Raw genomic sequence first — 26313 nt, 5'->3', positions numbered from 1 at the left:
AATTTTCGGCCAACAGGGTACAATAGAGAAATAGAGAACCGAAAGGATGGAGCAGAACCATGTTTTTCAAAAAAATAGGAGTTGTCGGCGGCGGCACGATGGGCCAAGGAATTTCCCAGATGCTTGCAGCCAAAGGACTTGATGTGCTTCTGGTGGAGCACACAACACAAAAGCTGGATCATGCGTACAATATGATCGAGACCAATCTGGATAAACAACTGGAGAAATGGGCGATTACGAAGGCAGAGAAGAAATTGATTCTCTCCCGGATTACCAAAGTAGGACATCTTGCTGAACTGGGCTCTTGTGATATGGTTATCGAAACCATTACAGAGGACCTGGAAGCGAAAAAGAAAGTCTTTCATCAATTGGATCAGGTTTGTCCAAGCAATGTAATTCTGGCAAGTAACACTTCCACGCTGAGTTTGACCGAGCTTGCAAGCTCGACCAAGTATCCTGAGCGTGTTATTGGTATGCACTTTATTCACCCGGTATCCCGGGTTGATCTTGTTGAAATTATTCGCGGACTCAAAACGTCTGATACAACTTTCGAAGAAACTCGTCGTTTCGTTGAAGAGGTTGTAGACAAAAAAGGCGTTATGATCTATGAATCCCCTGGTTTCGTTACTTCACGTCTGATCTGTCTGCTGATTAACGAGGCACTTCACGTTCTGCAAGAAGGTGTGGCTTCTGCAGAGGACATTGATGATGCAATGCGTATCGGATATAACTTCCAGCATGGCCCGCTTGAGATGGCTGACCGTTTTGGACTTGATTCCGTTGAGGCAGCACTTGAAAGAATGTTCCGTGAGTTCGGAGAATTGAAATACCGTCCTTCTACCGTTCTGAAAAAAATGGTGCGTGCAGGTCATCTGGGCGTGAAATCAGGAGAAGGATTCTTCAAGTACGACAAGGATGGTGACCGGCTGTGAAAGTACTCGTAATTAATGCGGGAAGTTCCTCGCTTAAATATCAATTGTATAACATGGAAGATGAATCTGTACTGGCGAAAGGTCTGGTGGAGCGGATCGGGATGGACTCCTCCATTCTGACGCATAAACCGACTGGCCGTGAGGAGATTACGGAAGTTAGCGAAATTTTGGAGCATACTACCGCAATTCGTAAAGTCATCGATATTCTGACGCACAAAGAGAATGGTGTACTGGATTCCGTTAGCGAAATTCAAGCAGTTGGACATCGCGTAGTACACGGTGGTGAAGCATTTAAAGCATCCGCACTGGTGGATGATGCAGCCAAAGCTGAGATTCGCCGTCTGTTTGACCTGGCTCCGCTTCATAACCCTGCAGCGATGATGGGTATCCGCGCGGCTGAATTGAACATGCCGGGTGTACCTCAGGTTATGGTGTTCGATACAGCGTTCCACCAAACGATGCCTGAGCATGCATACTTGTATGCTATCCCGCGTGTACTTTACAAAAAATATAAAGTACGTCGTTATGGCGCTCACGGTACTTCCCATGATTACGTAAGCAAAACAGCGGCAGAGTATCTTGGCCGTCCGTTGGAAGACCTGAAAATTATCACTTGTCACGTGGGTAATGGCGGCAGTGTGACAGCAGTCAAAGGCGGCGTGTCGGTGGATACATCTATGGGTATGACTCCGCTCGAAGGATTGATGATGGGAACACGCAGTGGTGACCTCGATCCGGCAATTGTGCCATATGTAATGAACAAGGAAGAGCTTAGCGTCAGCGAAGTGAATTCCATGCTTAATAAACACAGCGGACTTCTGGCCATCTCGGGCATCAGCAGTGATATGCGTGAAATTACAGAAGGCATGGAGAAGGGCGAGCCGAACTCTACACTTGCTTTCGAAATGTATGAATATCGTTTGCGTAAATACATCGGTTCTTATGCTGCGGCAATGAACGGTGTTGACGTGATCGTATTTACTGCCGGTGTAGGTGAAAACTCTGTTGTTCTCCGTCAGAAAGTATGTGAGCAATTGACATATCTTGGCGTTGAACTGGACGAAGCACTTAATGCAATCCGCTCGGGTGAACCACGTCGCATCACAACTGAAAATTCCAAAGTTGACGTTCTGGTTGTACCTACAAACGAAGAATTGGTTATTGCGCGTGATACGCACCGAATCGTATTGAATTCCAAGTAAACTAACTGTAAAGTAAATACAGAATGACAAGTAAGTGCAGAGGGCAGGGTTACACCTGTCCGCTGCATTTTCAAATTAATGGAACCAAGGGGAGATATGGCATGGATACGAATTGTGTAATTCGTAATGTGAATGAGCATGTGGGTGAAACGGTCACGATCGGTGCGTGGATTAACAACAAACGCTCCAGCGGTAAAATTCAGTTTTTGCAGCTGCGTGATGGTACTGGATATATTCAAGGGGTTGTAGTAAAGAGCGAAGTCAGCGAAGAGATCTGGAATGATGCCAAAAGTCTGACTCAGGAAAGCTCTGTCTATGTAACGGGAATCATTCGTGAAGAGCCGCGCAGTGCGTCTGGATATGAAATGACCGTTACAGGTGTGAAAATCATTCATCTGACGGAAAATTATCCGATTACACCGAAAGAGCACGGCGTTGATTTCTTGATGGACCACCGTCATCTGTGGCTTCGTTCTACGAAACAACGTGCGGTGATGGTTATTCGTGCCGAGATTATTCGTGCTGTTCAGCAGTTTTTTGATGGTAACGGATTCACACAGGTCGACCCGCCAATCCTGACTCCTTCTTCCGCGGAAGGGACAACGAACCTTTTCCACATTAAATATTTTGATGAGGATGCTTATCTTACACAAAGCGGACAGCTGTATATGGAAGCTGCGGCAATGGCACTCGGCAAAGTATATTCCTTCGGCCCAACGTTCCGTGCTGAGAAATCCAAAACCCGCCGTCACCTGATCGAATTCTGGATGATCGAGCCGGAAATGGCGTTTGTTGATCATGAAGAGAGCTTGCGTGTTCAAGAGAATTTCATTGCACATGTTGTGCAGTCTGTGGTGAAAAATTGCCGTGCAGAACTGGAGTCCATCGGACGTGACGTTTCCAAGCTGGAAGGCATTACGGCTCCGTTCCCTCGTATTACGTACGACGAAGCGATTGAGTTCCTGAACGGACAAGGCTTCGACATTCCTTGGGGTGAAGATTTCGGTGCGCCGCATGAAACAGCGATTGCCGAGAAGTATAACACACCTGTGTTCATTACTCATTATCCGGCAGGAATCAAAGCGTTTTATATGAAACCTGATCCGAATCGTCCTGAAGTTGTTCTGTGTGCAGATATGATTGCGCCGGAAGGCTATGGAGAGATCATCGGCGGATCACAGCGGATTGATGATCCAGAGCTGATGCAGCAGCGTTTTGAAGAGCACAATCTCTCGGATGAAGCGTACCAGTGGTATCTGGATCTGCGTAAATACGGATCGGTTCCTCACTCCGGTTTCGGTCTGGGATTGGAGCGGACGGTAGCTTGGATCTGCGGACTTGATCATGTTCGTGAAACCATCGCATTCCCACGTATGCTCTACCGTCTGTACCCTTAATGTTGAACGGAAAAGAGCATATGGACGACAGTTCCTCCAAAGCCTGGTTAAGCGGAGCAGCCTACGGGATGTCATCGGGTACTGCTCAATTGCCTTATGCATTATTGCGTTTCTATCACCAGCTAGGTTTATCTGATTCTGAAGTGCTGCTGCTGATTCAACTGCTCGGCTTCCGCCAGGCAGAATTCAATGAATTTCCTACTCTTGAAGAGCTTGCTGGACGCATGGGACTGGCTCCCGAAGGCATTGCGAGAATGCTGCAGCGTCTGATGAGAGATGGTTATATCACGATTGATGAGCAGCGGGATGAAGAGCGGGATATCCAGTATGAACGCTATGACCTGCATGGCTTGTATGCAAAGCTTGCCATGTGTGCCGCGGACGAAGCAGCGCATGCCCGGTCCGAACAGCTGCGAAGCAATGCTTTACGTCCTGATTCGAACACTGTTCAAAAAGATCAGGAAGAGCGGAATATGTTTTCTATTTTTGAAAAGGAATTTGCGCGACCTCTCTCCCCGATGGAATGTGAAACGATATCCGGCTGGCTTGATCAGGATCGTTATCAGGAGGAGCTTATTCTGTTGGCTTTGAAGGAAGCGGTTTTTGCAGGCAAAGTGCACTTCCGTTACATTGACCGAATCTTGCTGGAGTGGAGCAGGAATCGTGTCAAAAATGTGCAGGATGCCAAAGCGTATACACAGCGTTTTCGTAACGGGGGACGTTAGTTTAATGGAGAAACAGGCCAGAGTTATTCTGAGCCTGTTTTTTTATTGGTGCAGCAAATCCGGATTATAAGTTAAATCAGACAAGCCCATTCACTCTTTTTGGGAACGTGGATACAGGATCATAATAAATTTGATAAAATATGCAGGGGTCGGATGACATGTCGTCGTCTATTGAATTGGAGAGGAGGGGAGAGTTATTGACGAAGCGCTAATCATTGAACAAATCCGTCAAGGAGATGCATCCCAGATGCGTGTTCTGATCGATAAATACAGTCAGCATGTGTATCATGTTGCGTATTCCGTCTTACGTAATGATCAGGATGCCCAGGATGCCGCTCAGGAGGCGTTCATACAGATCTATAAATCTCTCCCCGATTATCGATCCGAAGGTTTCAAAACCTGGTTAACCCGAATCGCCTTTCATAAAGCTATTGATGCCAAACGAAAGCTGGGCAGAAGAAGTGCTGAAGATCTGGGTGGAGAAGAACGGATAGTAAATTTGCCAGGGCGGGAGGAAGATATCCTCACGCGTGTGATACGCAAAGAGCGACAGGATAAACTCCGCGAACGGATCGATCAGCTGCCCGCCCAGCATCGGGATATTATTACCGCTTATTATCTGAGCGAGAAAAATTATGAGCAGATTGCTCACGAGGCCCAGGTGGCTGTGAAAACGGTAGAATCCAGACTATATCGGGCACGGCAGTGGATTCGTAACCATTGGAAGGAGGAGGAGTGGCGTGAGTAAAAAAGAGATGTATACCGTCCAGCAGTGGGTTGACTATATTGAAGGCCGAGTTAGCAGCAATCAGGCGATGCAGATGGAGCAGCATCTGCTGAACGAACCGGATGCAATGGAAGCGTACCTTGGGGCGTTGTGCATGGAACGGGAGTATCCTGAGCTGCCCCACCCGATTGAATTTACAAATACCGTGATGGAACGAATTGAACGTTTGCCAACTGCGGGCAGCATACGTCCATCTCGTGGCGGACGTACTCGCCGCTGGTTCGAGCAACGGGCATTTCATTACGCCGTGGCCGCCTGCCTGACATTGATCTTTCTCTCTTCCGGATTGTTTGACAAAGTTGCCCCTTATCATAAATTCCAGGAAGGTGAAACTGCAGGTTCGTTCACAGAGAAATGGACCGAGGCAGCTACTTCATGGCTCGATAATTTCAAACCCAAGCCTTGAATGGCTGGGTAAGGCCTGATAAAGAAAGGAATGACGACTGTGCATCCAGATCGAAATAAATTACTTGCATTTTTATTAAACATGTTCCCTGGATTGGGATTTTTGTACTGGCAGCGCAAGGTGAGGGCTGTTGTCTATCCCCTGTTATTTTTCGGCACGGGCATCGGTTTTTTGATGCTATCCTGGCTCACGGGTGACAGAGATTTAATTGCTTTTGGATTGCTGGCTGTGCTTTTTGTTTGGGGACTGAACATGCTGGATATGATCATTGTGCTGCTCTCCGCACCTACAGCTAGTGAAAGGTATTACTACGGACAAGGCTATAATGCGCCTTATGGTAGTGCTGCTGCTAATGCGAACCATATACATCATCAGAATGTAGACGGTGTACCCCCTGAGCATGCTGCATTTTCAGGCGAGGGTTATGCTCAGTCTCAGCCCATGTACCAGAAAGGCAGCGAAGGGGAGAGATTCTTTACCATTTTGCTTTCATTTGTTCCGGGTCTTGGACATCTGCATCTCGGATTACTTCACCGGGGCTTGTCCTTCCTGATGGCGTTTTTTGGTTCCTTTGCGATGATGGTTTTTGTCTCCGCCATTACAAATGAATCTGTGTTTTTGATGTTTTTGCTCATTCTGCCTGTGATCTGGGTATACTGCATGTTTGATGCAGTTCAGCATGTTCATCGCAAGCAAGCAGGTGAAGTGCTACAGGACAGAACCTTGTTTGAAGAACTGGAGACAGGCAGAATTATGGGGCGGCGCAGTAAAGTGCTGGCGACATTGCTCTCTGCTTTTCCGGGAGCAGGACATATGTATCTCGGTTTGCAAAAAAGAGGACTGCAGCTGATGTTTTTGTTTCTGGGCAGCATCTACATTCTCGACCTGCTTCGCTTATCTGTATTCCTGTTTATGATTCCGCTGATCTGGTTCTACAGCTTCTTCGACGGACTTCAATGCTCCAGCCGTTACGGACGTGAGCCGCTCACGGATGAGCCGATCTTCAAGGACTGGGTGCGGCACCAGCGTTTAATCGGCATCGGCATCGCCGGTCTTGGGCTGTATTATCTAACGATACGTTTGATTATTCCGCAGCTGAATGAGCTGTTCCCGGATATGTTCCTGAGTTATGAGATTCGATCCCATTTGAACACAGTCATTGTTTCCTTGCTGCTTATCATTGGTGGTCTGAAGCTGTTATTTGGCAAACAGAGGGAGTCTGCAGCCATTTCCGGTCATTCCATCACCAATCCGACCAAAGATGATGAACTGGAAAGCCTCTTTTTGTTCAAGGATAAGGATGATCGGCAATAACGGTTCAAAGATATATAATTTTGGATTACGAGCAAAATGCTAATAAAAAACACACCAAGGCCATGAAACGCCGTTGGTGTGTTTTTGGTGATTCTGTTATTTTTGTAATAAGTGAAACAGATACATTAAAGAGCAGGCTATCCGATTGCTTTATATCTGCTGCACGTGTGTTACTTGGATGCACCTCTCAGCAGCAGCTGACGATACATCACTTCAAACAAAAATTCAAAGGCTTCCAGATGACGCTTCGCTTCAAAAGCATCCTTGCCCCATGCATAGATGCCGTGATTACGCAGCAAAATTCCTGGAACATTGGCATCCAGCACACCTGGAACAAGCTCGGCGATCGAAGGGATATGAGCAAAGTTCGGCAGCACGGGCACACGAATCTCTGCATTTTCTTCCCAAATGTTAAACGCTTTGATCAACTCGATGCCCTGAATGGGTACATGGCCTTGATCACCGAAAAATTCACTGATCAGGTTGTTAAATACCGTATGCACATGGAATACAGCACCGCAGCCAGTCAAACGATAGATTTCACAGTGAATCAGCGTTTCGGCGCTTGGTTTGAGCGTTGTCGTTTCGATTGCTTTACCTTGCTTGTCAACAAAAAGGAAATCCTCCGGTGTGCGGAGGGACTTATCCTTGCCTGAAGCAGTAACCGCAAAATAAAATTGCTCAGGGTCAAATTCACCCACTCGCATCGACAGATTGCCGCTTGTGCCCGGAAACCAGTTCCGGCTTGCGAATAGTGCTTTGACATCAGCCAGTTCTTCAAGAACCTGGCGTTTATGTTCCAATGTAATCTTTTCAAAACCCATGTTTACAGCACTCCTTGTGATTGCTTCTGCTTCATATCTTCGATGATGTCATAGAAGGTTGTAAAAGGCACATGATCTACACCAAGCTCCACGCATTTATCTGTCAGGATGGAGCGGGAGTAGACCAGATCAGCGATTTTAGCCCCTTCAAAGTCGGTCAGACTGTCTCCGATCAGAATCCGGTTATATTCATCTGCCGGGAAAGAACGGATTACGGTTGTTTTGCACATCCCGCAGCCATTTTCACATGGAGGCTGACAGGGATGCGGCCATTCAATGTGAATCCTCTCGCCTGAGAAATCTGCACCATTGCAATACACACGGTCCTGCGGAATATTGAACGGTGCGAGCAGCGGCTCGATGAAAAAGTCCATGCCGCCACTGGTTACATTGAATTCAATGCCTTCGCTGCGAACGTACTCCAGGAATGCCGCGAATCCCTCACGAATGCCTGCTTGTCCAAGCACAAACTCGACAATCTCGTCTTTTTGCGAGGAGGGCAGGAGATCAAACATCGCTCCAACGCCTTCCCGCAGAGATACCTTTTGTTCAATCGTGTCTTTCATGATCGCTTCAATGCCTTCTGGCTTGAAATGCTTCATAATGGCAACGATGTTGTCCGAGAGGGTGATTGTTCCGTCAAAATCACAAAATATCGCTGTTTTTTTATTACTATTCATCTCACGGTTCATCGCTCGCCACCCCATAAATCCAGCGCGCTTTTCAATTCCGGGTGCTCTGCAGCATGCTCTGCCAGCGGAATGGAACGTCCCGCAGCCTCAATTGCCTGCAAGAAAGCTCGTCCACCTGCTTCGGTTCCCATTGGATGTCCGTGAATTCCGCCGCCAGCATTGACGATCACATCCTTGCCGAAGTCTCTCAGAATCATCGGCACGAGTCCCGGGTGGATTCCGGCTGAAGGCACAGGCATACTTGGTCTTACCGGCAGCTCCGGTGTTAACAATTGCTCGGTGATCGCCATGTTTTCTTCCTTAGGCATCGTAACAGAGCCATATGGTGAAGGGAAGAGCACAAGATCGGCCCCGGCCAGACGCATTAACTGTCCCAGCACGACAGATGCGGAAATACCATAATGCGGGGATGGATACAGCGCACCGGCAAGTGCAGGGTGAGCCATGATGGGCACGTTGATATCGGGGTCACTGCTTAATTCATGCAGCACATCGTAACCATAGGACAATACGTTGAATAACAGCGCGTTTGCTCCTGCGCCAATGGCACGCTCTGCCTGCTGCTTCAAGCGTGAAGTAGGTCCGGTTAGATTGGCGGCATACAACAGTTTTTTTCCTGTCTCCTGGCGCGCCTGCTCGGCTGCCTTCATGCAGACCTCAACTCTTTTTTCAATCGGAGTGAGCTTGTTCTCAAACAGAATTTCGTCATCCTTGATAAGGTCAACGCCGCCAAGGGCTTGGCGGATAAACTGTTCCCGCAGCTCATCGACATTCAGTCCGATGACGGATTTGAAAATACTCATGAGCAGCGGCCGATCATACACACCCAGCAGGTCACGTACACCGTTTAGGCCAAACTTGGGTCCCGGGAAAGCTCTAAGGAAGTTGTCGGAGAAGCCAAGCTGCAGCAGCTTGATGCGTCCGTCCATCGAGATTTTACCAAAGACGGTCACAAGCAGGGCGGGAATATCACGGCTGAAGTTAATATCCGGGTATCCAATCGTAATATCTGCATAACGCTCACCTGGAGCCATGTCTGCGGCTTCATGTACTTCAACCTTGAGCACTTCGCCCAAATGCTTCTGCATCGCTTCACGTTGGGCCTGAGGCAGCTCGGTCCAGCTGCCAACGGTCATACCGATGGCGATGGACTGGGCTTTTTTGTGGAAATCAGCATGATCATCATGCAGACGATAGGTAGCAGTACACATATTATTCATGGTTTAAATCTCCTTCCAACGCAGCTCCCATCTCGCGTGAACGTTCGGCACAACGTCCCACGGCTGCGATGACATTTTCGAAGAAGTCTCCTTCATCCAGCGTTTTCAGTGCGGCCTGTGTTGCACCTCCTGGCGAGGTAACATCACTGCGCAGCTTCATTGGTTCGAGACCAGTCTGCTGTACCATCCGCGCTGCGCCCAGCACGGTCTGAACTGTGAGATCCCGAGACTGCTGGCTGGATAAACCACCGCGGATTCCCGCAGCAATCATTGCTTCCATGAGATAGTATACGTAAGCAGGTCCGCTGCCGGAAATCCCGGTAAGCACTTCAAGCTTGTCCTCTGGCACAATCGTTACAATGCCTACAGCTTCAAAAAGTGTCATCACCGTACTGCGCTGTTCATCGGTAATCTCTGCCGAGAAAGCAAGCCCGGTTGCACCAAGCCCGATCGTGCTGGAGGTGTTAGGCATCGTTCTGGCTATAGGCTGCTTGAGGCCAAGCAGTGTCTGCATTGTACGAATCGACAGCCCCGCAATAACGGATACGATCAGCTGGTTCGGTGATAGCAGGGGGCCTAATTCACGCAGCGCTGCCGCGGCGTCTTTGGGCTTCATACACAGCACAATTACCGGGGAAGAGGCAAGAAGGTCCAGTGATTGCGAGGCTGTTCCGGTATGCACGGCGTACCTTGTGCTCAGCTCCTCCTGACGTTTAAGATTGCTGCGATTCAGCATCGTAATATCCTGAGGACGAACGACAAGACGGGAAATGAGTCCACGTACGATGGCTTCGGCCATGGCGCCTGCTCCGTGGAAAGTAATTTTTTGTTGTAGTAGGGTCTGCTGCTCTTGGCTCATAATTATCGTTCCTCCTATATAACTGCTACTTCATTATTATTGACGAATCTGACCGTTGCCTGTGATCCGGTATTTGCTGGAGGTCAAGGCTGGCAGCCCCATCGGACCACGTGCATGCAGCTTCTGAGTGCTGATTCCGATCTCTGCACCGTAACCGAATTCGAAGCCGTCGGTAAAGCGGGTTGAAGCATTATGATAAACAGCAGCTGCATCGACTTCATGCATAAAACGTTCCGCGTGATCCGTATCCCGGGTGACGATACATTCGGAATGCTTGGTTCCATATTGTGCAATATGCTGCAATGCTTCGTCCAGGCTGTTTACAATGCGGATGTTCAAAATATAATCATTATACTCTGTGGCGTAATCCTCTTCCGTTGCTTCCTGCACTGTTGGAACAAGGCGGCGTACATTGTCGCAGCCCTTCAGAGCAACATTTGCTTCACGAAAACGCTCAGCCAGAGCTGGCAGATGTTTTTCGGCATAATTGGCATGCAGCAGCAGGGTTTCCATTGAATTGCATACGGATGGTCGCTGTGCCTTGGCATTAATTGCTATGTCTGCAGCCATCTCTTCATCAGCTGATTCATCGACATACGTATGGCAGATGCCGGCACCTGTTTCGATCACAGGAACAGTTGCATTAGCAACGACGGTTCGAATGAGCGAAGCACCCCCGCGTGGAATAATGACATCCAGCAAGCCATTCAGCTTGAGCATTTCATCAACGGAAGAACGGTCTGCGTCTTCGACGAGCTGCAGCGCTTCAGCCGGCATCGCAGATGTTGCGAGTGCCTGATGCAGCACCTCAACGATTTTGCGATTGGAGGAAAGGGCAGAGGACCCGCCGCGCAGCAGCACCGCGTTTCCTGTTTTGAGGCATAACCCTGCTGCATCCACGGTCACGTTAGGACGCGCTTCATAGATAATGCCAATCAGGCCGATCGGAACCCGGAGCTTCTCGATATGAAGACCGTTTGGCCGGGTAAAGGTTTCAAGCACCTCACCGACCGGGTCAGGCAGCTCAGCGATCTGACGCAGCCCTTCGGCAATACCCGCAATCCGCTCCTTGTTCAAAGCCAGGCGGTCCAGCATGGACTCAGGCGTGCCTTGCTCTCTGCCGCGATCCAGATCTTCCGCATTGGCAGCAATGATCTCTTCGGATTGTGCAATCAAGGCGTCAGCCATGATGCGCAGTGAAGCATTTTTTTGCTCTGTCGTCAGCCGATTCAGCGTGGATACGGCAGATTTGGCTTTGCTTGCTTTTTCACGAACTTCACTCATCTTACATTCCTCCTCAGGAGTTTTATTTTAATGTAATCCATTCATCGCGATGTATGACTTCAAGTCTGTGTATGCTGTTCAGGTGTTTCATCACCTCGCCGCTAGGCATTCCTGCAATCTGACGAAGCTGATCATCATCGTAATTGACGATACCCCGACCCAGAAGTGAATCATCCGGTCCGAGCACTTCTACGACATCCCCTGCGTGGAATGTTCCCTCAACACGTCTGACCCCTACAGGGAGAAGACTGTGTCCGCCATGTACGAGCGCTTCCTCGGCACCATGATCAACCACAACTGTACCAAGCGGCGTGGACATAAAGCCCAGCCATTGTTTTTTACGAGAGAGCGAAGCCAGCTTGGTCTCGAAATAGGTTCCTTTACCCGTTCCATCTACTGCCAGCTGCATATCTCCAGGGTCTTTCACACTCCCAACAAAAACAGGTACGCCTCCGCGAGTCGCGACCTTGGCCGCATCTACTTTGGAGCGCATGCCGCCCGTTCCCACGGTTGATCCCGAGCCGCCAGCGTAGGCGTATATCTCGGCTGTGATCTCGGGGATACGGTCGTAACGAGTTGCTGCCGGATCTTTGCGCGGATCAGCGGTATACAGTCCGTTGGTATCCGTCACAATGATAAGATGCTGAGCTTTGACCAGATTGGCAACGAGTGCCGAGAGCAGGTCATTATCCCCGAATTTCAGCTCGTCAACAGATACTGTATCATTTTCGTTAAAGATCGGAATGACACCTTGTTTGAGCAGCTCCTCTACCGTCATACCGGCATTTCCCATACGTTTACGGCTGTGAAAGTCGGTACGGGTCAATAAAATTTGCGCTGTAGTAACGCGGTGCGCTGCAAAAGCCTGTTGGTATGCCTGCATCAGCAAAGCTTGCCCTACAGCCGCCGCTGCTTGTTTCTCATGTAACAGTTTGGGACGCTGGGGATATCCAATCTCCCGAAAACCGGCTGCAACTGCTCCAGAGGTGACAAGCAAAACTTCGTGACCCTGAGCTGCAAGACAGGCAATCTCGTCTGCAAAAAAAGATATGGCCCGGCGGTCCAGACCGCCTTCCTCGGTGGTTAATGAGCTGCTCCCGATTTTAACGACAATACGTGAAGTCATGGTTTCACTTCCTTAAACATAATTAATCAGTGATGGTGGGCAGCCTGTTCAGGTACAAAAAAAACTCTCGTCCTTTGGTTAAAAAGGACGAAAGTTCGTTACTTCCGCGGTACCACCTTTATTGATGATCAGATCATCCGGCTTCATGCCCTGTAACAGAAGGCACTGTCCTGTGTGCAACAGGCCGCTCGGGGGTAGGTTTCAGGGAGAAGCTGCGGTAAATTCTCTCAACCGAATGGAATTTACTCTCTGTGCACAGCCGGTTCTCTCTTACTGGTCCCGTCATCACGTTTCGTTCTAACTATTTCTTATAACATACCATGGAAAGTTGGCATATGCAAAGGGATTGTGCCCATGTGCTTTTGCAAAACGAATGATACCTTTACTTGAAGAGCTGCAGTCTGCCGATTCGTTCTGCAGCCTCCTGCAATCGCTGCTCATCACTCAGAAGCCCTATGCGGACATAGCCTTCCCCGTGGGAACCAAAGCCGATGCCTGGCGCAACAGCTACTTTTGCCTCTCTTAGCAGAATGTTAGCAAATTCAGCAGAGCTGTGACCTTCAGGTACAGGCAGCCAGCCGAAAAAAGAACCTTGCGGTTTCGGAGCCTGCCAGCCGATGGCGGAGAGGGCTTCATAAAACGCATCACGGCGGGATGCATACTTGGCTACGAGCGAAGTAACACAATCCTGGGGACCTGTGAGGGCCTCGGCAGCCGCAGCCTGAATGCCGCCAAACAGGCTGACATAAATGTGATCCTGCAGCAAATTGATTTTAGAGATTATCTCCGCATTGCCTAGCGCAAATCCAACACGCCATCCAGCCATGTTGTACGTTTTGGATAACGTATAAAACTCGATTCCTACTTCTTTTGCTCCCGGAGCTTGCAGGAAGCTCACTGGGCGATGCCCATCGTAACCGATAGCGCCATATGCAAAATCACTAGCCACCACAATCTGATTTTGTATTGCAAATTCAACGGTATCTTCATAGAAGGATAGTGGAGCCGCAGCTGAGGTCGGATTGTTCGGATAGTTCAGAAACATCAGCTTGGCTTTCTGCCTGTCATCTGCGGAAATAGCCTCGTAATCGGGCAGAAACCCGTTCCCTTCCAATAACGGCATAAAGCTCATACGTGCCTGCGCGATTGCAACGCCCGACCAGTAATCCGGGTACCCCGGATCTGGAACAAGGCACACGTCACCCGGATTCAACAATATTTGTGGTAATTGAACGAGTCCGGTTTTGCCGCCAAAAAGAATAGCCACTTCGGTTTCGGGGTCAAGATCGACATTATAGTCTTCCTTATATCGCTTGGCGACAGCTTCCTTGAGGAAGGCATATCCGCGAAACGGGGAATATTTGTGATATAGCGGATTTTCAGCCGACTCTTGTAAGGAACGGATAATATGCGGCGGTGTAGGGGTGTCAGGGTTGCCCTGGCCCAGATTGATAACATCATGACCGTCTGCGATCTCACGATTAACGTTTTGCACTAGCGTTGCAAAAAATTGCGTGGGCAGCTGTGACAGCATATCAGCAGATGGAATGGGAAAAGCAGAACGTGAAGAAGTATAGTCAGCATTAGTCATCGTATTTTATCACTCCGAAGGTTCATTTATAGCCAAACGTTTTTATTAATTTATCACGTCAATCCCGAGCTGTATAGGGGGAGATGACAGTAATGAAGATGGATTTGTACAAAAGTGAAATAAAGAATTCAGGTTTGTCCATTGAGTTCAGTAAAGATATAACTTAAGATGTTATTCGATAATGATAATCAATATCATTATTATCCAAAGCTAAATTAGCACGTTATATAGGGGGAGAAATAGAGATGCAAAACAAGTTTCGCAATTCGGCCGTTGTATTGACACTCACAACGTTGTCCGCATTTTTACTCGCATGTGGAAACATGGCGGAAACACCAGTGCCAACTTCGGAAAATAAGTCCACTTCATCGGTTAATCAGGCAGGCGAAGACACGGGTTCAGCAGAACAGACTGCGGCGGATGAGGGGAAAGTGCAGCAGACAAGACAGTTCAAGGATTGGACAGGTCATAACGCGACCATTCCTGTTACTCCTGAACGAGTAATCTACCATGGAGAAGTTACCGGGGATTTGGTTGCACTGGGCGTTATTCCGGTTGGCATACTACGGCAGGAAGGCATGGTATTTGATGATCTGGTAGCCAATGCGGAAGATGTCGGGTTTCCGTTTAATGTGGAGAAGGCACTCGGGTTGAATCCGGATCTGATTATTTTCTCGAATAACGATGAGGAACAGTACAGTCAAATCTCGAAAATAGCCCCTACGGTAACCTTTAACTCATTTGCATCGTTGGAAGATCGAATGCGAATTCTTGGTGATATGTTAAACAAAAAGCAGGAAGCAGAGGAATGGATTACAGCGAATAAAACAGCAACAGCGGAAATGTGGAAGCAGCTTCACGAGAATGGTTTGAAAGAAGGAGAGACGGCATCTGTATTTACGATGTATCCGGGAAATCGCCTTTTTGTAATGGCAGGAGCGGGGCTACCACAATTATTATATGGCAAGGACGGATTGACACCGACAGATGAAATACAGAAGGTCATAGATGAGGGAATGGGATTTGCCGAAATTTCTTTGGAAAAAATGACAGAAGTCGCAGGTGATCGAATATTTATCCTTGATCCTGTAACGGATGATGCCAAGCAGTCCACCAAGGAATTGATGGACAGCCCTGTATGGAAAAACCTGCCCGCAGTAAAAGCAGGCAAGGTGTATAATTTTAGTATCGTCAAAGCTTCAGGGGATGCAATGTCCAGGGAATGGCTGCTGAAAGAGCTGCCAAAACAGATGATGCAATAGAATCAGGGTAAGAGCGTGTCTGAAAACGCTGAAGGCAGCCAATTTTGCCGAATTTTCGTTCCAAGACAGGAAGTTTACCGCAGGCGTGCCGTGGCACATCAAGGGAACGTGACGCAACATTGGATGAAAAGGTAGTGGAAGATGCACTTCAGCAGGTTTCAAGACACGCCCTGGTTACCCGAACAGAATGTTGAATAAATGGATTGGATATATGAAAAGCGTTCAACTTCTGGTTGAGCGTTTTTTATATTCCAATTGCCAGGAAGAGTCTTTTCATAAAACAAAATAGCCTGGATAAGAGATCAGCGCTCAACTATAATGAATGCATAGAAATCCAGAGTGATAATCTTTCTCAATACCATCAGGAGATGAAATACTATGAAAACTTCAGATGTGAATCACGACATGTTATTTTTTGCTGCATTTATGTTTCGGCTGAACCATCTGGAGCAACGAATAGAACCGCGAGATCATATCATGCTTGAGGTGCAGTGTGGCAAACATACATTTTTAATCTGTGAAGAAGGGGAAGGTCACTTGTACATCGGGACGGAACATTGGCCTTTTAGTACAGGGCATATCTACCCGGTTTCTCCAGGTGAAGCATACCAGCTTGAACACAGAGGTTCGAAGCATCTGAAATATAAGGTGATGACTTATGATGTGTTTCAAGCAGGTTCAGGTAACCCGGAGCAGTACACACGGCCTTTATTCCAGAATCGAACCCGATTAAATGATACAGCAGCTGTTCCTTTGCACGGTGAAATAAAAGAAATATATGCGTCGCGAAGTTATAAAAATGATGCGGAATACAGTCATCTGAACACATTGTTTCAGCGCTGGATGGAACTGATTATCACCCGTTACTGCGAATGAAATCTCTGTACAAAAGCTTGCAAGTATGGCTGGTATTCGGCCAGCCTTATACACAACAATGTTCAGAGAGCGAACCGGACACAAACCGCTTGACTATATCAATCATGTTCGTATTCAGCATGCGAAGGAATGGTTACGCAAGACAGATGCACCTTTACGTGACATTGCGGGCCGCGTTGGATTTAAAGATGAGTATTATTTTAGCAGACGTTTTCGCCAGATCACCGGATTATCCCCCAGGCAGTATGACAGGTCAATCCAACAGCAAATGATGGTAAAGGATTGGCTGGGACATGACGTACATATTCCTGCAAATCCAGAGAGAGTTCTCTTTTTTGGTCATACGGCCGGAGATTTGCGAGTATTAGGCATCCCCTTACTTGGGGAACAGGCGTATGATCCTGTGGCTCATATGAATGTCGAGACGGCTAGCCGTTTAAAGCCAGACCTGATTATTATGGATAGCGAAGATGAGGAGCAGTATGAGCTATTGTCACGCATTGCACCTACACTGGCTTATAACTCCCATGCGTCTCTTCACGAACGTTTGACCAGAGCAGGGAGCTGGTTTGGCAGACAGAACAAGGCTAAACGATGGTTAAGTTCTTATGAGAAACAACTCGTGCATATGTGGAAGAAGATCGGCAAAGCAATCCCACTCGGCGAAACAGCTTCTGTACTGACCTACCATCGCGGAGCACGCTTGTTTGTGATGGGGAACATCGGACTTGCGCCACTATTGTACCATCCGCTTGGCTTCAGGCCGGTTCACAAAGTGCAGGAAGCTCTTGCGGCAGGCAGAGCATATAAAGAAATTTCAGCTGATGAGGTTCACGAATATGCGGGAGATTACCTTTTCCTCATGTTACCTCAGGAGCGTGCTGCACGACATGCCACAGAGAGGTTGCTGCAAAGTCCAGAGTGGAGAAATCTTACGGCTGTAGAACAGGGACGTGTTTATCCATTAGAGGAGCTGGCCTGGAATTCAGGTGATGCACAGACATATGAGCAACTGTTGGGAAAATTACCTGATTTGTTGTATAACCATTTGCAGTAATACAGTTGCGGATTTTCTCGGGATCAGGCTATGATATCAAGTATTACGTTTTGGAGGAGTGTTGGGGGATGACTGAACAACAAGGGAAATTAAGGGTGGCCTTGATCCAGGGGAACATTACGCTGGGGAACCCGGAAGCAAACCATGCTCATATGCAGATGCTGCTGGAACGTGCAGTAGAACAATATCCGGATTTGAAAGTGGCCGTGCTTCCCGAGATGTGGAACACAGGATATGCTTTGACGCAGATTCATGAGCTGGCTGACCCGGAGGGACAAACGTCAAGAGCATGGCTGTCTGCTTTTGCCAAAAAGCATGGGCTTTCGATTGTGGGTGGCTCCATTGCCGAAAAGCGTGACGGGCAAATATACAATACGATGTATGTCTATAATGAAGCAGGGGAAGAAGTATCACGTTACGATAAACTTCATCTGTTCCGGTTGATGGATGAGGAAAAATATTTGGAACCAGGCGCTCAGCCTGAAATGTTTGAGTTGGGCAGCGGTCTGACCGCAGGGGCATCGATCTGTTACGATATACGTTTTCCCGAATTAGCCCGGACGCTGGCTCTGAGCGGTGCTCGTGCTTTAATTGTGCCAGCCGAATGGCCAAATCCCCGTCTGCATCACTGGCGCACACTACTGACGGCGAGAGCAATTGAGAACCAGATGTATGTGATTGCATGTAATCGTGTGGGCAAAGGGGGAGACACTGAATTTTTTGGTCACTCCCTGATCATCGACCCTTGGGGTGAGATTGTAGCTGAAGGCGGAGAAGGGGAAGAGATCGTAACAGGCATGATTCGTCCTGCTTTGGTTGATGAAGTTCGTGGACGCATTCCCGTGTTTGAGGACCGCAGACCAAGTATTTATTTTGGCGGGAAATAGTCGGAAACGCTGGGGTGAAGAAAACAGTGGAGCGCAAGGAGTAAAGGTAAGGTAGAGTAGAGTAGAGTAGAGTAGAGTAGAGTGATGTGAAGTGGAGTAAAGAAAAGTAAACCGAAATGAAGTGAAGTAAATTGAAGTGAAGGAAAGGAAAAACAAATATAAGCAATGGAAACCAACGGTGGACAACGAAAAGAAGGGGGAGCAACGGGAAAATGGTGAAAATTGAAAGGTAGGGCGAAGGAACGGGGAAGGTTAAGGTTGCAAGAATTCTAACGAATCCTCAGGATGCTATTTAACGTAAAATCACCAATTTGTAATTCTAACGAATCACAGAGACGTTATTTCCAGGTTTTAGACATGAAATGAGGGGATTTTGCCCTCTTCAGTTGAAATAACGTTCTATAGATTCGTTAGAAATTAAAAGTGGTGTAAAATGCGTAAATAAGGTCTGTGGGAATCGTTAGCGCTCGGCATCAGGCTCTGGAGCAGTTTCGCTCGCAATTGCATGAAAAATGTATACTGAATCTGCGCTGAATGCATGCAAAATATATACTGGATCTATACTGAATGCATGCAATATACATACTGGATTCATGCTGGATGCACGCAAATTGCATACTGAATTCACGCTGAATGCAGACAAAATACCTGCTGAACGTGCATAAATGCCTGCTGTTGCGTGCAATTTTTCAGTATGAGCATTTCACGTCCCTCTCCATTCCTTTTACTTCACCTTCTGCTCCAATACAAGGCATTCAACACATGAACTTCCAACACATGAACTTCCAACACATAACCATCAACACATGACCACCAACAGATGGACGTCCTATATGTGACGACTTCGCATGAGTTCGGTTATATTCCTGCAGTGAGCAGGTTCACCTCATACTGTAATCGACCTGCACAGATAGCACTTTAACCTGACAAGTTATCTGACTTGGATAGCGCTGCGACTGTTTTCTGAAAGGTTTGAATAAAGGCTTCTGCTGCTTTGGAGAGCACTCGTCCCTGGCGATAAGCGACAACTAGAGTACGGCTCGGCGTCGGCTCAGCAAGGGGCACATACACCGGCACGAATTCACTGCGTGGAGCACGGGCGATAAAGCGGGGAACCAGAGTGATGCCCATGCCCGTTGCGACCAGCGATTGCAGTGTTTCAATATTGGTGCTCTCAAACACCACCTGTGGATTAAAGCCAGCTTGTTCGCACAGGTCAAAGGTGAGTTTGCGAAAGCCCTGTCCTTTTTTTAATACAACAAAGGGCTCTTCCCGCAGCTCATCGATTCGCACAGGCTGTGGATGATCCGGGTCTCCTCGATGCGCCAGGCGATGATTCGGAGGTACTGCCAGATCAATGCGTTCTTCACCAATCTTAACATAAGACAAGCTGGGCTCCTGCAAAGGCAAGGAGAGCAGACTGAGGTCCGCTTTGCCGCTGGCCGTCAGCTTTTCGAGTGCAAGACCGGAGTCCTCCAGCAAAGTAACTTCTATATCAGGATACGCCAGCTGAAAAGCAGGAAGCACATGCGGAAGCAGATGTGAGCCGGTGATTGGCATGCTGCCAACGACAACCTTTCCTTTGCGAAGCTGCGAAATATCCGACATTTCCTGACGCAGCAGCTCCACAGCATCCACAATTTTCTGAGCCTGCTCTACAAAGGTAACTCCCGCATGTGTCAGCTCAACCGTACTGGTATTGCGTTGAAACAGCAGAACACCTAGCTCCTTCTCCAGCTTGGAAAGCTGCTGGCTCAAGGAAGGCTGGGCAATATGTAATTTCTCTGCGGCTCGTGAAAAGTTGCGTTCGGCAGCAATCTGCAATGTATATTGAAGTTGTCTGAATTCCATAATTGATGTCATTCCTTTCATTGATGTCGCTATTATATCATTAAAAGGCTAAAAAATTCGTTATGTCTAAAAGGCCGGAAACTTGTCATGACTAAAACGCCAAAATTCGTTATCACTACAGAGTAAAAACTCGATATCATCAGAACAGCCGCATTCATTATGGATTAGGCTCACATTCGTTAATAGCGATAACAAAAACCGAGTACGTTATGGCCCGGCAAAAATAAAAAATCGCCTACAGCATTGACAGAAGCAGAACATCAACGTAGTATAAACTTTATATGATAATGATAATTGTTATCAATTGACACTGCTGTGATTAACAGCGGTTTATTGTTGTTTTCCCCATTATAGGTTTAACCTATAACATCTATAGATATTATATCTTGGAACAATGAAGGACAGGGTGATATATTAATGTCATTCAAGAGCTTCACTTTTACACGCAAACGCAAGAGGCTCTTCCAAGGACCGAACTTATGATGAGGTGAAAATGATGAGTAAAAAAACGATGTTTGAGAAAATCTGGGAAAATCACGTGATTCATCAGGAAGAAGGAAAACCGAGCATTCTGTATATCGACCTGCATCTGGTGCATGAAGTAACATCGCCACAAGCATTTGAAGGTCTTCGCCTGAGCGGCCGCAAAGTTCGCCGTCCAGAGCTGACATTTGCAACAATGGATCACAACGTGCCAACGAAGGATCGTTTCAACATTACTGATCCAATCTCCAAACAGCAGATCGACACATTGTCGCAGAACTGCCGCGACTTCGGTGTGAAGCTGTACGATCTGGATACGATTGACCAAGGCGTTGTTCACGTTATGGGACCTGAGCTGGGCCTGACTCATCCGGGTAAAACGATTGTGTGCGGCGACAGCCACACATCCACGCATGGTGCATTTGGCGCACTAGCCTTTGGTATCGGAACAAGTGAGGTTGAGCATGTTATGGCAACTCAATGTTTGCAGCAGGCGAAAGCGAAAACGATGGAAGTTCGTTTTGTCGGCAAACGCAACCCGGGTGTAACGGCAAAAGACATGATCCTCGCGGTTATTGCCAAGTATGGCACTGACTTTGCAACAGGTTATGTTATCGAGTACACAGGTGAGTCGATCCGTGAGCTGAGCATGGAAGAACGCATGACCGTATGCAACATGTCCATCGAGGGCGGAGCAAGAGCAGGTATGATTGCACCGGACGAAACAACGTTTGAATATCTGCGCGGTCGTGAATATGTACCGGCAGGTGAGAAGTTTGACGAAGCAGTTGCGGCTTGGAAAGAGCTTGTAACAGATGAGGGTGCCGAGTTTGACCGCGTCGTTGAGATTGATGTGGAATCTTTGATCCCGCAAGTTACTTGGGGCACTAGCCCGGGCATGGGTACAGACATTTCTTCCAAAGTACCTGTACCGGCAGAACTGCCAACTGAAAATGAACGTAAAGCAGCTGAAAAAGCGCTTGAATATATGGGTTTGACTCCTGGAACACCGATCTCTGAAATTCCGGTTGATTATGTATTTATCGGTTCGTGCACTAACGGACGGATTGAGGACCTGCGTGCAGCAGCGAAGGTTGCCAAAGGACACACGGTTTCCAGCAACGTAACGGCTATTGTCGTGCCTGGTTCAGGACGTGTTAAAATTCAGGCAGAAAAAGAAGGCCTGGACAAAATCTTCACGGAAGCCGGTTTTGAATGGCGTGATGCAGGATGCAGTATGTGCCTTGCGATGAATCCGGACGTATTGCAGCCAGGACAACGCTGTGCATCGACTTCCAACCGTAACTTTGAAGGACGTCAAGGCCGTGGTGGACGTACACATCTGGTTTCACCAGCAATGGCGGCAGCGGCAGCGATTAAAGGACATTTTGTAGACGTACGTGACTGGAATTTCAAAACAGAAGCAGTAATCTAATTGATAATCGTCAGAAGGGAGAACGGAACATATGGAGGCATTTAAAACACTGCAAGGCATCGTTGCACCGGTAGACCGGGTCAATGTAGATACAGACGCAATTATTCCAAAACAATTTTTGAAACGGATTGAACGGACCGGATTTGGACAATTTTTGTTCTATGAATGGCGTTTTGACGAAGAGGGAAATAACAACCCGTCCTTTGAGATGAACAAACCTCGTTATCAGGGAGCATCCGTTTTGATTTCTCGTGCCAACTTTGGCTGCGGCTCCTCACGTGAGCATGCACCATGGGCGATTATGGACTATGGATTCCGTTGTGTGATTGCACCATCTTTTGCGGATATCTTCTATAACAACTGTTTTAAAAACGGAATTCTGCCAATCAAGCTCTCTGAAGAGCAAGTAGAGGACTTGTTCCAGCGTACAGCCAACCATGAGAACTATGAGCTAAATGTTAATCTGGAAAACAAAACGATTACAGATGCACATGGACTGCATATTGATTTTGATCTGGATGAGCACCGCCGTCAGTTCCTGCTGCAGGGACTGGATGATATCGGTTTGACACTTCAGCATGATGATGAAATTACAGCTTATGAACAACGTCACGCTGCCAAACTGTTTGGCTAAACGAAAGGCATTATTGAGATTTTGACCGATTTGATCCGAATTTTGATCAACTTGACTGAAGCTTGATTCAATTGGTCTGCATCTTTATGTCAGGTAAAAAAACTCTAAGCGAACTGGAAACTTGTTGTTCCAGCGCCTGCTTAGAGTTTTTTTTGTATCTATTTTATGATTCGAGCTATGCACTATTTCTTTTGTGAAGTCAACAAGTTGCATCCTTTTTCCGACTAAATATGACAACGTTGTAACCGGATCAATAGACAATATCTGATAGACTGAATAGTAGATTATGGAAGGGTACATATCGCTTTACAAGATTCATCCCAGGATGCAACTGGAACGTTTATAACTTAACAAGAATGGTGGATGACGTATGAAGAAATGGTCGGCAGCAGTCGTATTTGTCCTGTTCCTTTGTCTTTTCCCAATGATGGCTCATGCGGAACGTGTGCCTTCAATCATGCTGGATGGGATAGCTATTGACCAGAAGGCAGGGGCTCCAGCAGAGAACATCGGTAAAACCGTGATGGTCCCGATTCGGATTGTTTCTGAAAATTTGGGTTACGACGTCAAGTGGGAGAAGGCAACGCAGACCGTGCACGTTCAGAAAGGCAGCAGCTTCATTGAGATGACGGCAGGCAAAGATGCTGCAACGGTTAATGGGAACGTAGTTAATCTGGATGCACCTCCGTTGATTAAACAGGGGACAACCCTTGTTCCACTTCGTTTTGTTGGCGAGGGCATGGGTCTTCAGGTCGGATGGGACAATGGAACTAAAACGGTTAGCTTATTCAGCATTCCTCCTGTTGTGGAGACAGAGAGTGATCGTGACCCGGTAGACACGTCTGCTCCGGTTGGATCAAGTGAGCTGCAAAGTATAAGTTTCAGCGGTGATCGTCTGATTGTAGCGACAAGTGGAGGCATTAGTCCTAAAGTATCAAGTATTAGTGGGCCGGAGCGGATTGTTGTAGACCTGCCAAATACAACCTTCTCACAAACTTTTGTGCAGGGACAGGACTCGAGCCCTGATGGCAGCGGGCAGATGAATATCCTCGATTCTGCGTTGGTTTCCAAAGTAAGGTTTGCCATGTTCAGCAGTTCTCCTTCAACGGTGCGCATCGTTCTGGATTTAAGTCAGAATGCTACCGCAAATTGGTCGCTTGGAGAAAATAACGTGCTGCTTGTTGATGTTACGGCTGGCAATGGGACCACGAACAGCGAACCAACCTTGCCGGAGAAAAGTGGTAAAGCCGTTGTAGTCATTGACCCGGGACATGGGGGGCGCCAGTCCGGGGCGGTCAGTGTAACAGGAGCATATGAGAAAGATTTTAATCTGGCTGTCGGACTTAAAGTGAAGGCACTTCTGGAGCAAAACCCCAATATTCAGACCGTAATTACACGTCAGGATGATACTGAGCTTTCTTTGCAGCAGCGTGTTGATATAGCAAAGCTGAATCAGGCGGATCTATTTGTATCAATTCATGGAAATAAATTTACGACGCCTGTTCCGAACGGGATTGAGACGCTGTATACACGCGAGGCGAGCAAAAGTCTTGCCGAGACACTTCACAAACACGTACTGCCTGTTACAGGGCTCAAGGACCGTGGCGTAAAAGTAGCAAGTCTGCATGTAACCAGAGAAACAACCATGCCAGCAGTTTTACTTGAGCTGGGTTTTCTGAGTAATCCGGCTGACGAAGCATTAATGCTGTCAGAGGCATATCAAAATCAATGTGCTCAGGCGATCGTAGATGGAATTGTAGAATATTTGAGTGTAACCAATCGTATTTCGTAAACATGCAGATTCGACCAACGCGTTGTTTCAAGATGCACATTTGATAAAAAAGGAAAAAATCAGACATTAAAAAGTAAAAAAAGCTTGATCTGTCAACGTTTTTTTTCTGTTATGTTGGAATAAATTCGCAACTTTTGAGGTTGCAAGGCGTCTAATAGGTGTCTGGTAATGCCCACGTGTTCAGTGGAAGTTGCGAGCCTGCAACATGCGGCAAAAAAATATGAGATTGGTAGGGGTGAAGGATGAAGAAGTTCGGTTTTTTGGTACTGTTATTTGTCTTCGGGTTCGTTTTCCCGGGCTATAGTCATGCAGCAGCAGACACGAAAATTATCCTAGACGGGACCGAGATCGTGCAGCCTTCGGGTGCGAAAGCGGAGAACATCAACAGCAAAGTGATGGTGCCAATTCGAGTTGTATCTGAAAGTCTGGGATATTCCGTGGATTGGAAGCAGCAATCGCAAACGGTGACGATTAGCAAAGACAACACTGCCATGCAGATGATTGTTGGACAAAAGACGGCAACGGTGAACGGCAGTAACGTAGACCTGGATGCCCCGCCCCTCGTGAAAAACGGTACGACATTAGTGCCTCTCCGGTTTATTGGAGAGCAAATGGGTCTCAAGGTGGGTTGGAACAACACCACAAAGACGGTAACATTAGTTACCCAGAATTCTGGTTCCGGAAACGGGACAACTACTCCTCCAAGCTCCAATAATGGTGGGGGATCGGATCAGGAAGGTCTTGTACTGGTGAACGGCATCAGCTTCAGCGACAACCGCTTAATGATTGCAACAAGTGGAAGTACGAAGCCGAACGTCTTCACGATGACAGGACCAGATCGCATCGTTATTGATTTGCCTAATACGGCATTTGCTGATTCTTTCGGCCAAGGTCAGGCACTGGACAGCAATCAAAATGGTCAACTCGTCGTAAACGGTTATCCTGATGTGTCTCAAATTCGTTATTCCTTATTCAGCAACAGCCCTTCAACGATTCGCTTTGTCATAGATTTGACAGGCTCAAAAGGCTACAGTGTGCAGAACGATTCTGGATTGATCATGATTGATCTGAACAACCAGAACGGTACACCTACAACGCCGGTTGGCAACAATGGCAAGAAGGTTGTCGTCATTGACGCTGGACATGGAGATCAGGACCCGGGAGCTATTGGTGTTACGGGCAAAAGAGAAAAGGATTTCAACCTTGCCATGGCATTAAAGGTAGAGGCACTTTTGAAAAAAGAACCAAAAATCGATGTTGTATTAACTCGCAGTGATGATACATTTCTTGCATTGAAAGAACGTGTGAAGGTTGCACAAAACATCAATGCAGATATTTTTATATCGATTCATGCGAACAGCGGCCCAGTCGCGGCATCGGGAGTAGAAACCTATTATTCCCGTTCGGTGAGCAAGGAACTGGCTAACATTATGCATAAGTATCTTGTGCAGACTTCGGGTTTGAAAGACCGGGGTGTGAAGATGGCCAGCCTCCATGTAACCCGTGAAACAACCATGCCGGCAGTTTTACTGGAGGGCGGATTCCTCAGCAACAAGAGTGATGAGGCTGTACTGTTTACGGAAAATTTCCAGAACAATGTAGCAAAAGGCATTGTTGCTGGGATCAAGGAGTATCTGGGAATTCAATAAGGGACAACCCTTATGCTGAGGAGGCGGA

General features: G+C 47.5%; 23 protein-coding genes. 15 read left to right on the top strand and 8 right to left on the bottom strand.

What is annotated here, in order from left to right:
• The first annotated feature begins 59 nt into the window (after window positions 1-59).
• The 7 genes from IEW26_RS01110 to IEW26_RS01080 all read left to right on the top strand — a co-directional run bounded on the left by IEW26_RS01110 (window position 60) and on the right by IEW26_RS01080 (window position 6763).
• On the top strand, window positions 60-932 hold the full coding sequence (locus IEW26_RS01110) for a 3-hydroxyacyl-CoA dehydrogenase family protein (RefSeq protein WP_145401188.1): 873 nt from the start codon (window positions 60-62) through the stop codon (window positions 930-932).
• On the top strand, window positions 929-2134 hold the full coding sequence (locus IEW26_RS01105) for an acetate/propionate family kinase (protein WP_111271370.1): 1206 nt from the start codon (window positions 929-931) through the stop codon (window positions 2132-2134). Before IEW26_RS01110 ends, IEW26_RS01105 begins: the two co-directional genes overlap by 4 nt.
• A 101-nt stretch (window positions 2135-2235) precedes the next feature.
• Window positions 2236-3531 (top strand): asparagine--tRNA ligase, encoded by a 1296-nt coding sequence (gene asnS, locus IEW26_RS01100; protein ID WP_145401190.1) that lies wholly within the window; start codon window positions 2236-2238, stop codon window positions 3529-3531.
• A 20-nt stretch (window positions 3532-3551) separates the two neighbouring features.
• A complete protein-coding gene (locus IEW26_RS01095; RefSeq protein ID WP_188591633.1) occupies window positions 3552-4256 on the top strand; it encodes a DnaD domain-containing protein in 705 nt (234 codons plus the stop codon).
• Between the two features lie 247 nt (window positions 4257-4503).
• Window positions 4504-5004 carry an RNA polymerase sigma factor gene (locus IEW26_RS01090; protein WP_186322819.1) on the top strand — a complete coding sequence of 167 codons (501 nt, stop codon included), beginning with the start codon at window positions 4504-4506 and terminating at the stop codon, window positions 5002-5004.
• The gene (locus tag IEW26_RS01085) at window positions 4997-5449 is read left to right on the top strand and encodes a hypothetical protein (RefSeq protein WP_145401194.1); all 453 of its coding nucleotides are present in this window, start codon (window positions 4997-4999) and stop codon (window positions 5447-5449) included. Before IEW26_RS01090 ends, IEW26_RS01085 begins: the two co-directional genes overlap by 8 nt.
• 30 nt (window positions 5450-5479) lie before the next feature.
• Window positions 5480-6763: a multi-tm2 domain protein gene (locus tag IEW26_RS01080; protein WP_188591043.1), complete on the top strand. Its 1284-nt coding sequence runs from the start codon at window positions 5480-5482 to the stop codon at window positions 6761-6763.
• Window positions 6764-6933: 170 nt separating this feature from the next.
• Here the strand turns inward: IEW26_RS01080 and IEW26_RS01075 are convergent, their stop codons facing one another.
• The 7 genes from IEW26_RS01075 to IEW26_RS01045 all read right to left on the bottom strand — a co-directional run bounded on the left by IEW26_RS01075 (window position 6934) and on the right by IEW26_RS01045 (window position 14359).
• A complete protein-coding gene (locus IEW26_RS01075; RefSeq protein ID WP_145401197.1) occupies window positions 6934-7587 on the bottom strand; it encodes a methylthioribulose 1-phosphate dehydratase in 654 nt (217 codons plus the stop codon).
• A gap of 2 nt (window positions 7588-7589) precedes the next feature.
• Entirely contained in the window at window positions 7590-8267 is a 678-nt protein-coding gene (locus tag IEW26_RS01070; protein ID WP_145403628.1) for a 2-hydroxy-3-keto-5-methylthiopentenyl-1-phosphate phosphatase, read from the bottom strand.
• Window positions 8268-8275: 8 nt separating this feature from the next.
• On the bottom strand, window positions 8276-9499 hold the full coding sequence (locus tag IEW26_RS01065; protein WP_188591042.1) for a 2,3-diketo-5-methylthiopentyl-1-phosphate enolase: 1224 nt from the start codon (window positions 9497-9499) through the stop codon (window positions 8276-8278).
• On the bottom strand, window positions 9492-10358 hold the full coding sequence (gene proC / locus IEW26_RS01060; protein ID WP_188591041.1) for a pyrroline-5-carboxylate reductase: 867 nt from the start codon (window positions 10356-10358) through the stop codon (window positions 9492-9494). The genes IEW26_RS01065 and proC overlap by 8 nt, the downstream gene beginning before the upstream one ends.
• A gap of 36 nt (window positions 10359-10394) precedes the next feature.
• A complete protein-coding gene (locus IEW26_RS01055) occupies window positions 10395-11642 on the bottom strand; it encodes a glutamate-5-semialdehyde dehydrogenase (RefSeq protein ID WP_188591040.1) in 1248 nt (415 codons plus the stop codon).
• Between the two features lie 22 nt (window positions 11643-11664).
• The gene (proB, locus tag IEW26_RS01050; protein WP_188591039.1) at window positions 11665-12768 is read right to left on the bottom strand and encodes a glutamate 5-kinase; all 1104 of its coding nucleotides are present in this window, start codon (window positions 12766-12768) and stop codon (window positions 11665-11667) included.
• A gap of 382 nt (window positions 12769-13150) precedes the next feature.
• Window positions 13151-14359, bottom strand: a complete 1209-nt coding sequence (locus IEW26_RS01045; RefSeq protein WP_188591038.1) for a pyridoxal phosphate-dependent aminotransferase — start codon at window positions 14357-14359, stop codon at window positions 13151-13153.
• Window positions 14360-14604: 245 nt separating this feature from the next.
• Here IEW26_RS01045 and IEW26_RS01040 point away from each other — a divergent pair, with 245 nt between their 5' ends.
• The 4 genes from IEW26_RS01040 (at window position 14605) to IEW26_RS01025 (ending at window position 18441) form a co-directional block, all read left to right on the top strand.
• Window positions 14605-15621: an ABC transporter substrate-binding protein gene (locus IEW26_RS01040; RefSeq protein ID WP_188591037.1), complete on the top strand. Its 1017-nt coding sequence runs from the start codon at window positions 14605-14607 to the stop codon at window positions 15619-15621.
• Window positions 15622-15999: 378 nt separating this feature from the next.
• Window positions 16000-16497 (top strand): hypothetical protein, encoded by a 498-nt coding sequence (locus tag IEW26_RS01035; RefSeq protein ID WP_188591036.1) that lies wholly within the window; start codon window positions 16000-16002, stop codon window positions 16495-16497.
• Window positions 16498-16522: 25 nt separating this feature from the next.
• The gene (locus IEW26_RS01030) at window positions 16523-17554 is read left to right on the top strand and encodes an ABC transporter substrate-binding protein (protein WP_188591035.1); all 1032 of its coding nucleotides are present in this window, start codon (window positions 16523-16525) and stop codon (window positions 17552-17554) included.
• Window positions 17555-17622: 68 nt separating this feature from the next.
• Window positions 17623-18441, top strand: a complete 819-nt coding sequence (locus IEW26_RS01025; RefSeq protein WP_188591034.1) for a carbon-nitrogen family hydrolase — start codon at window positions 17623-17625, stop codon at window positions 18439-18441.
• 918 nt (window positions 18442-19359) lie between these two features.
• On the opposite strand, the gene IEW26_RS01020 is transcribed toward IEW26_RS01025, so the two are convergent.
• Complete coding sequence (locus IEW26_RS01020) at window positions 19360-20292, bottom strand: LysR family transcriptional regulator (protein WP_188591632.1); 933 nt, start codon at window positions 20290-20292, stop codon at window positions 19360-19362.
• A 496-nt stretch (window positions 20293-20788) separates the two neighbouring features.
• On the opposite strand from IEW26_RS01020, the gene leuC reads away from it, so the two are divergent.
• From leuC to IEW26_RS01000, 4 genes are all read left to right on the top strand, one after another.
• The gene (gene leuC, locus IEW26_RS01015) at window positions 20789-22210 is read left to right on the top strand and encodes a 3-isopropylmalate dehydratase large subunit (RefSeq protein ID WP_145403630.1); all 1422 of its coding nucleotides are present in this window, start codon (window positions 20789-20791) and stop codon (window positions 22208-22210) included.
• 31 nt (window positions 22211-22241) lie between these two features.
• A complete protein-coding gene (leuD, locus tag IEW26_RS01010; protein ID WP_111271353.1) occupies window positions 22242-22844 on the top strand; it encodes a 3-isopropylmalate dehydratase small subunit in 603 nt (200 codons plus the stop codon).
• Window positions 22845-23214: 370 nt separating this feature from the next.
• Window positions 23215-24636 (top strand): N-acetylmuramoyl-L-alanine amidase family protein, encoded by a 1422-nt coding sequence (locus tag IEW26_RS01005; RefSeq protein WP_188591033.1) that lies wholly within the window; start codon window positions 23215-23217, stop codon window positions 24634-24636.
• Between the two features lie 242 nt (window positions 24637-24878).
• Window positions 24879-26285, top strand: a complete 1407-nt coding sequence (locus IEW26_RS01000; RefSeq protein WP_188591032.1) for an N-acetylmuramoyl-L-alanine amidase family protein — start codon at window positions 24879-24881, stop codon at window positions 26283-26285.
• Window positions 26286-26313: the final 28 nt, after the last annotated feature.

This window comes from Paenibacillus silvae (genome assembly GCF_014639235.1).
Lineage (GTDB): Bacteria > Bacillota > Bacilli > Paenibacillales > Paenibacillaceae > Paenibacillus > Paenibacillus silvae.
The sequence above is the reverse complement of the archived record's forward strand: the minus strand, read 5'-3'. Positions and strand labels throughout refer to the sequence as shown.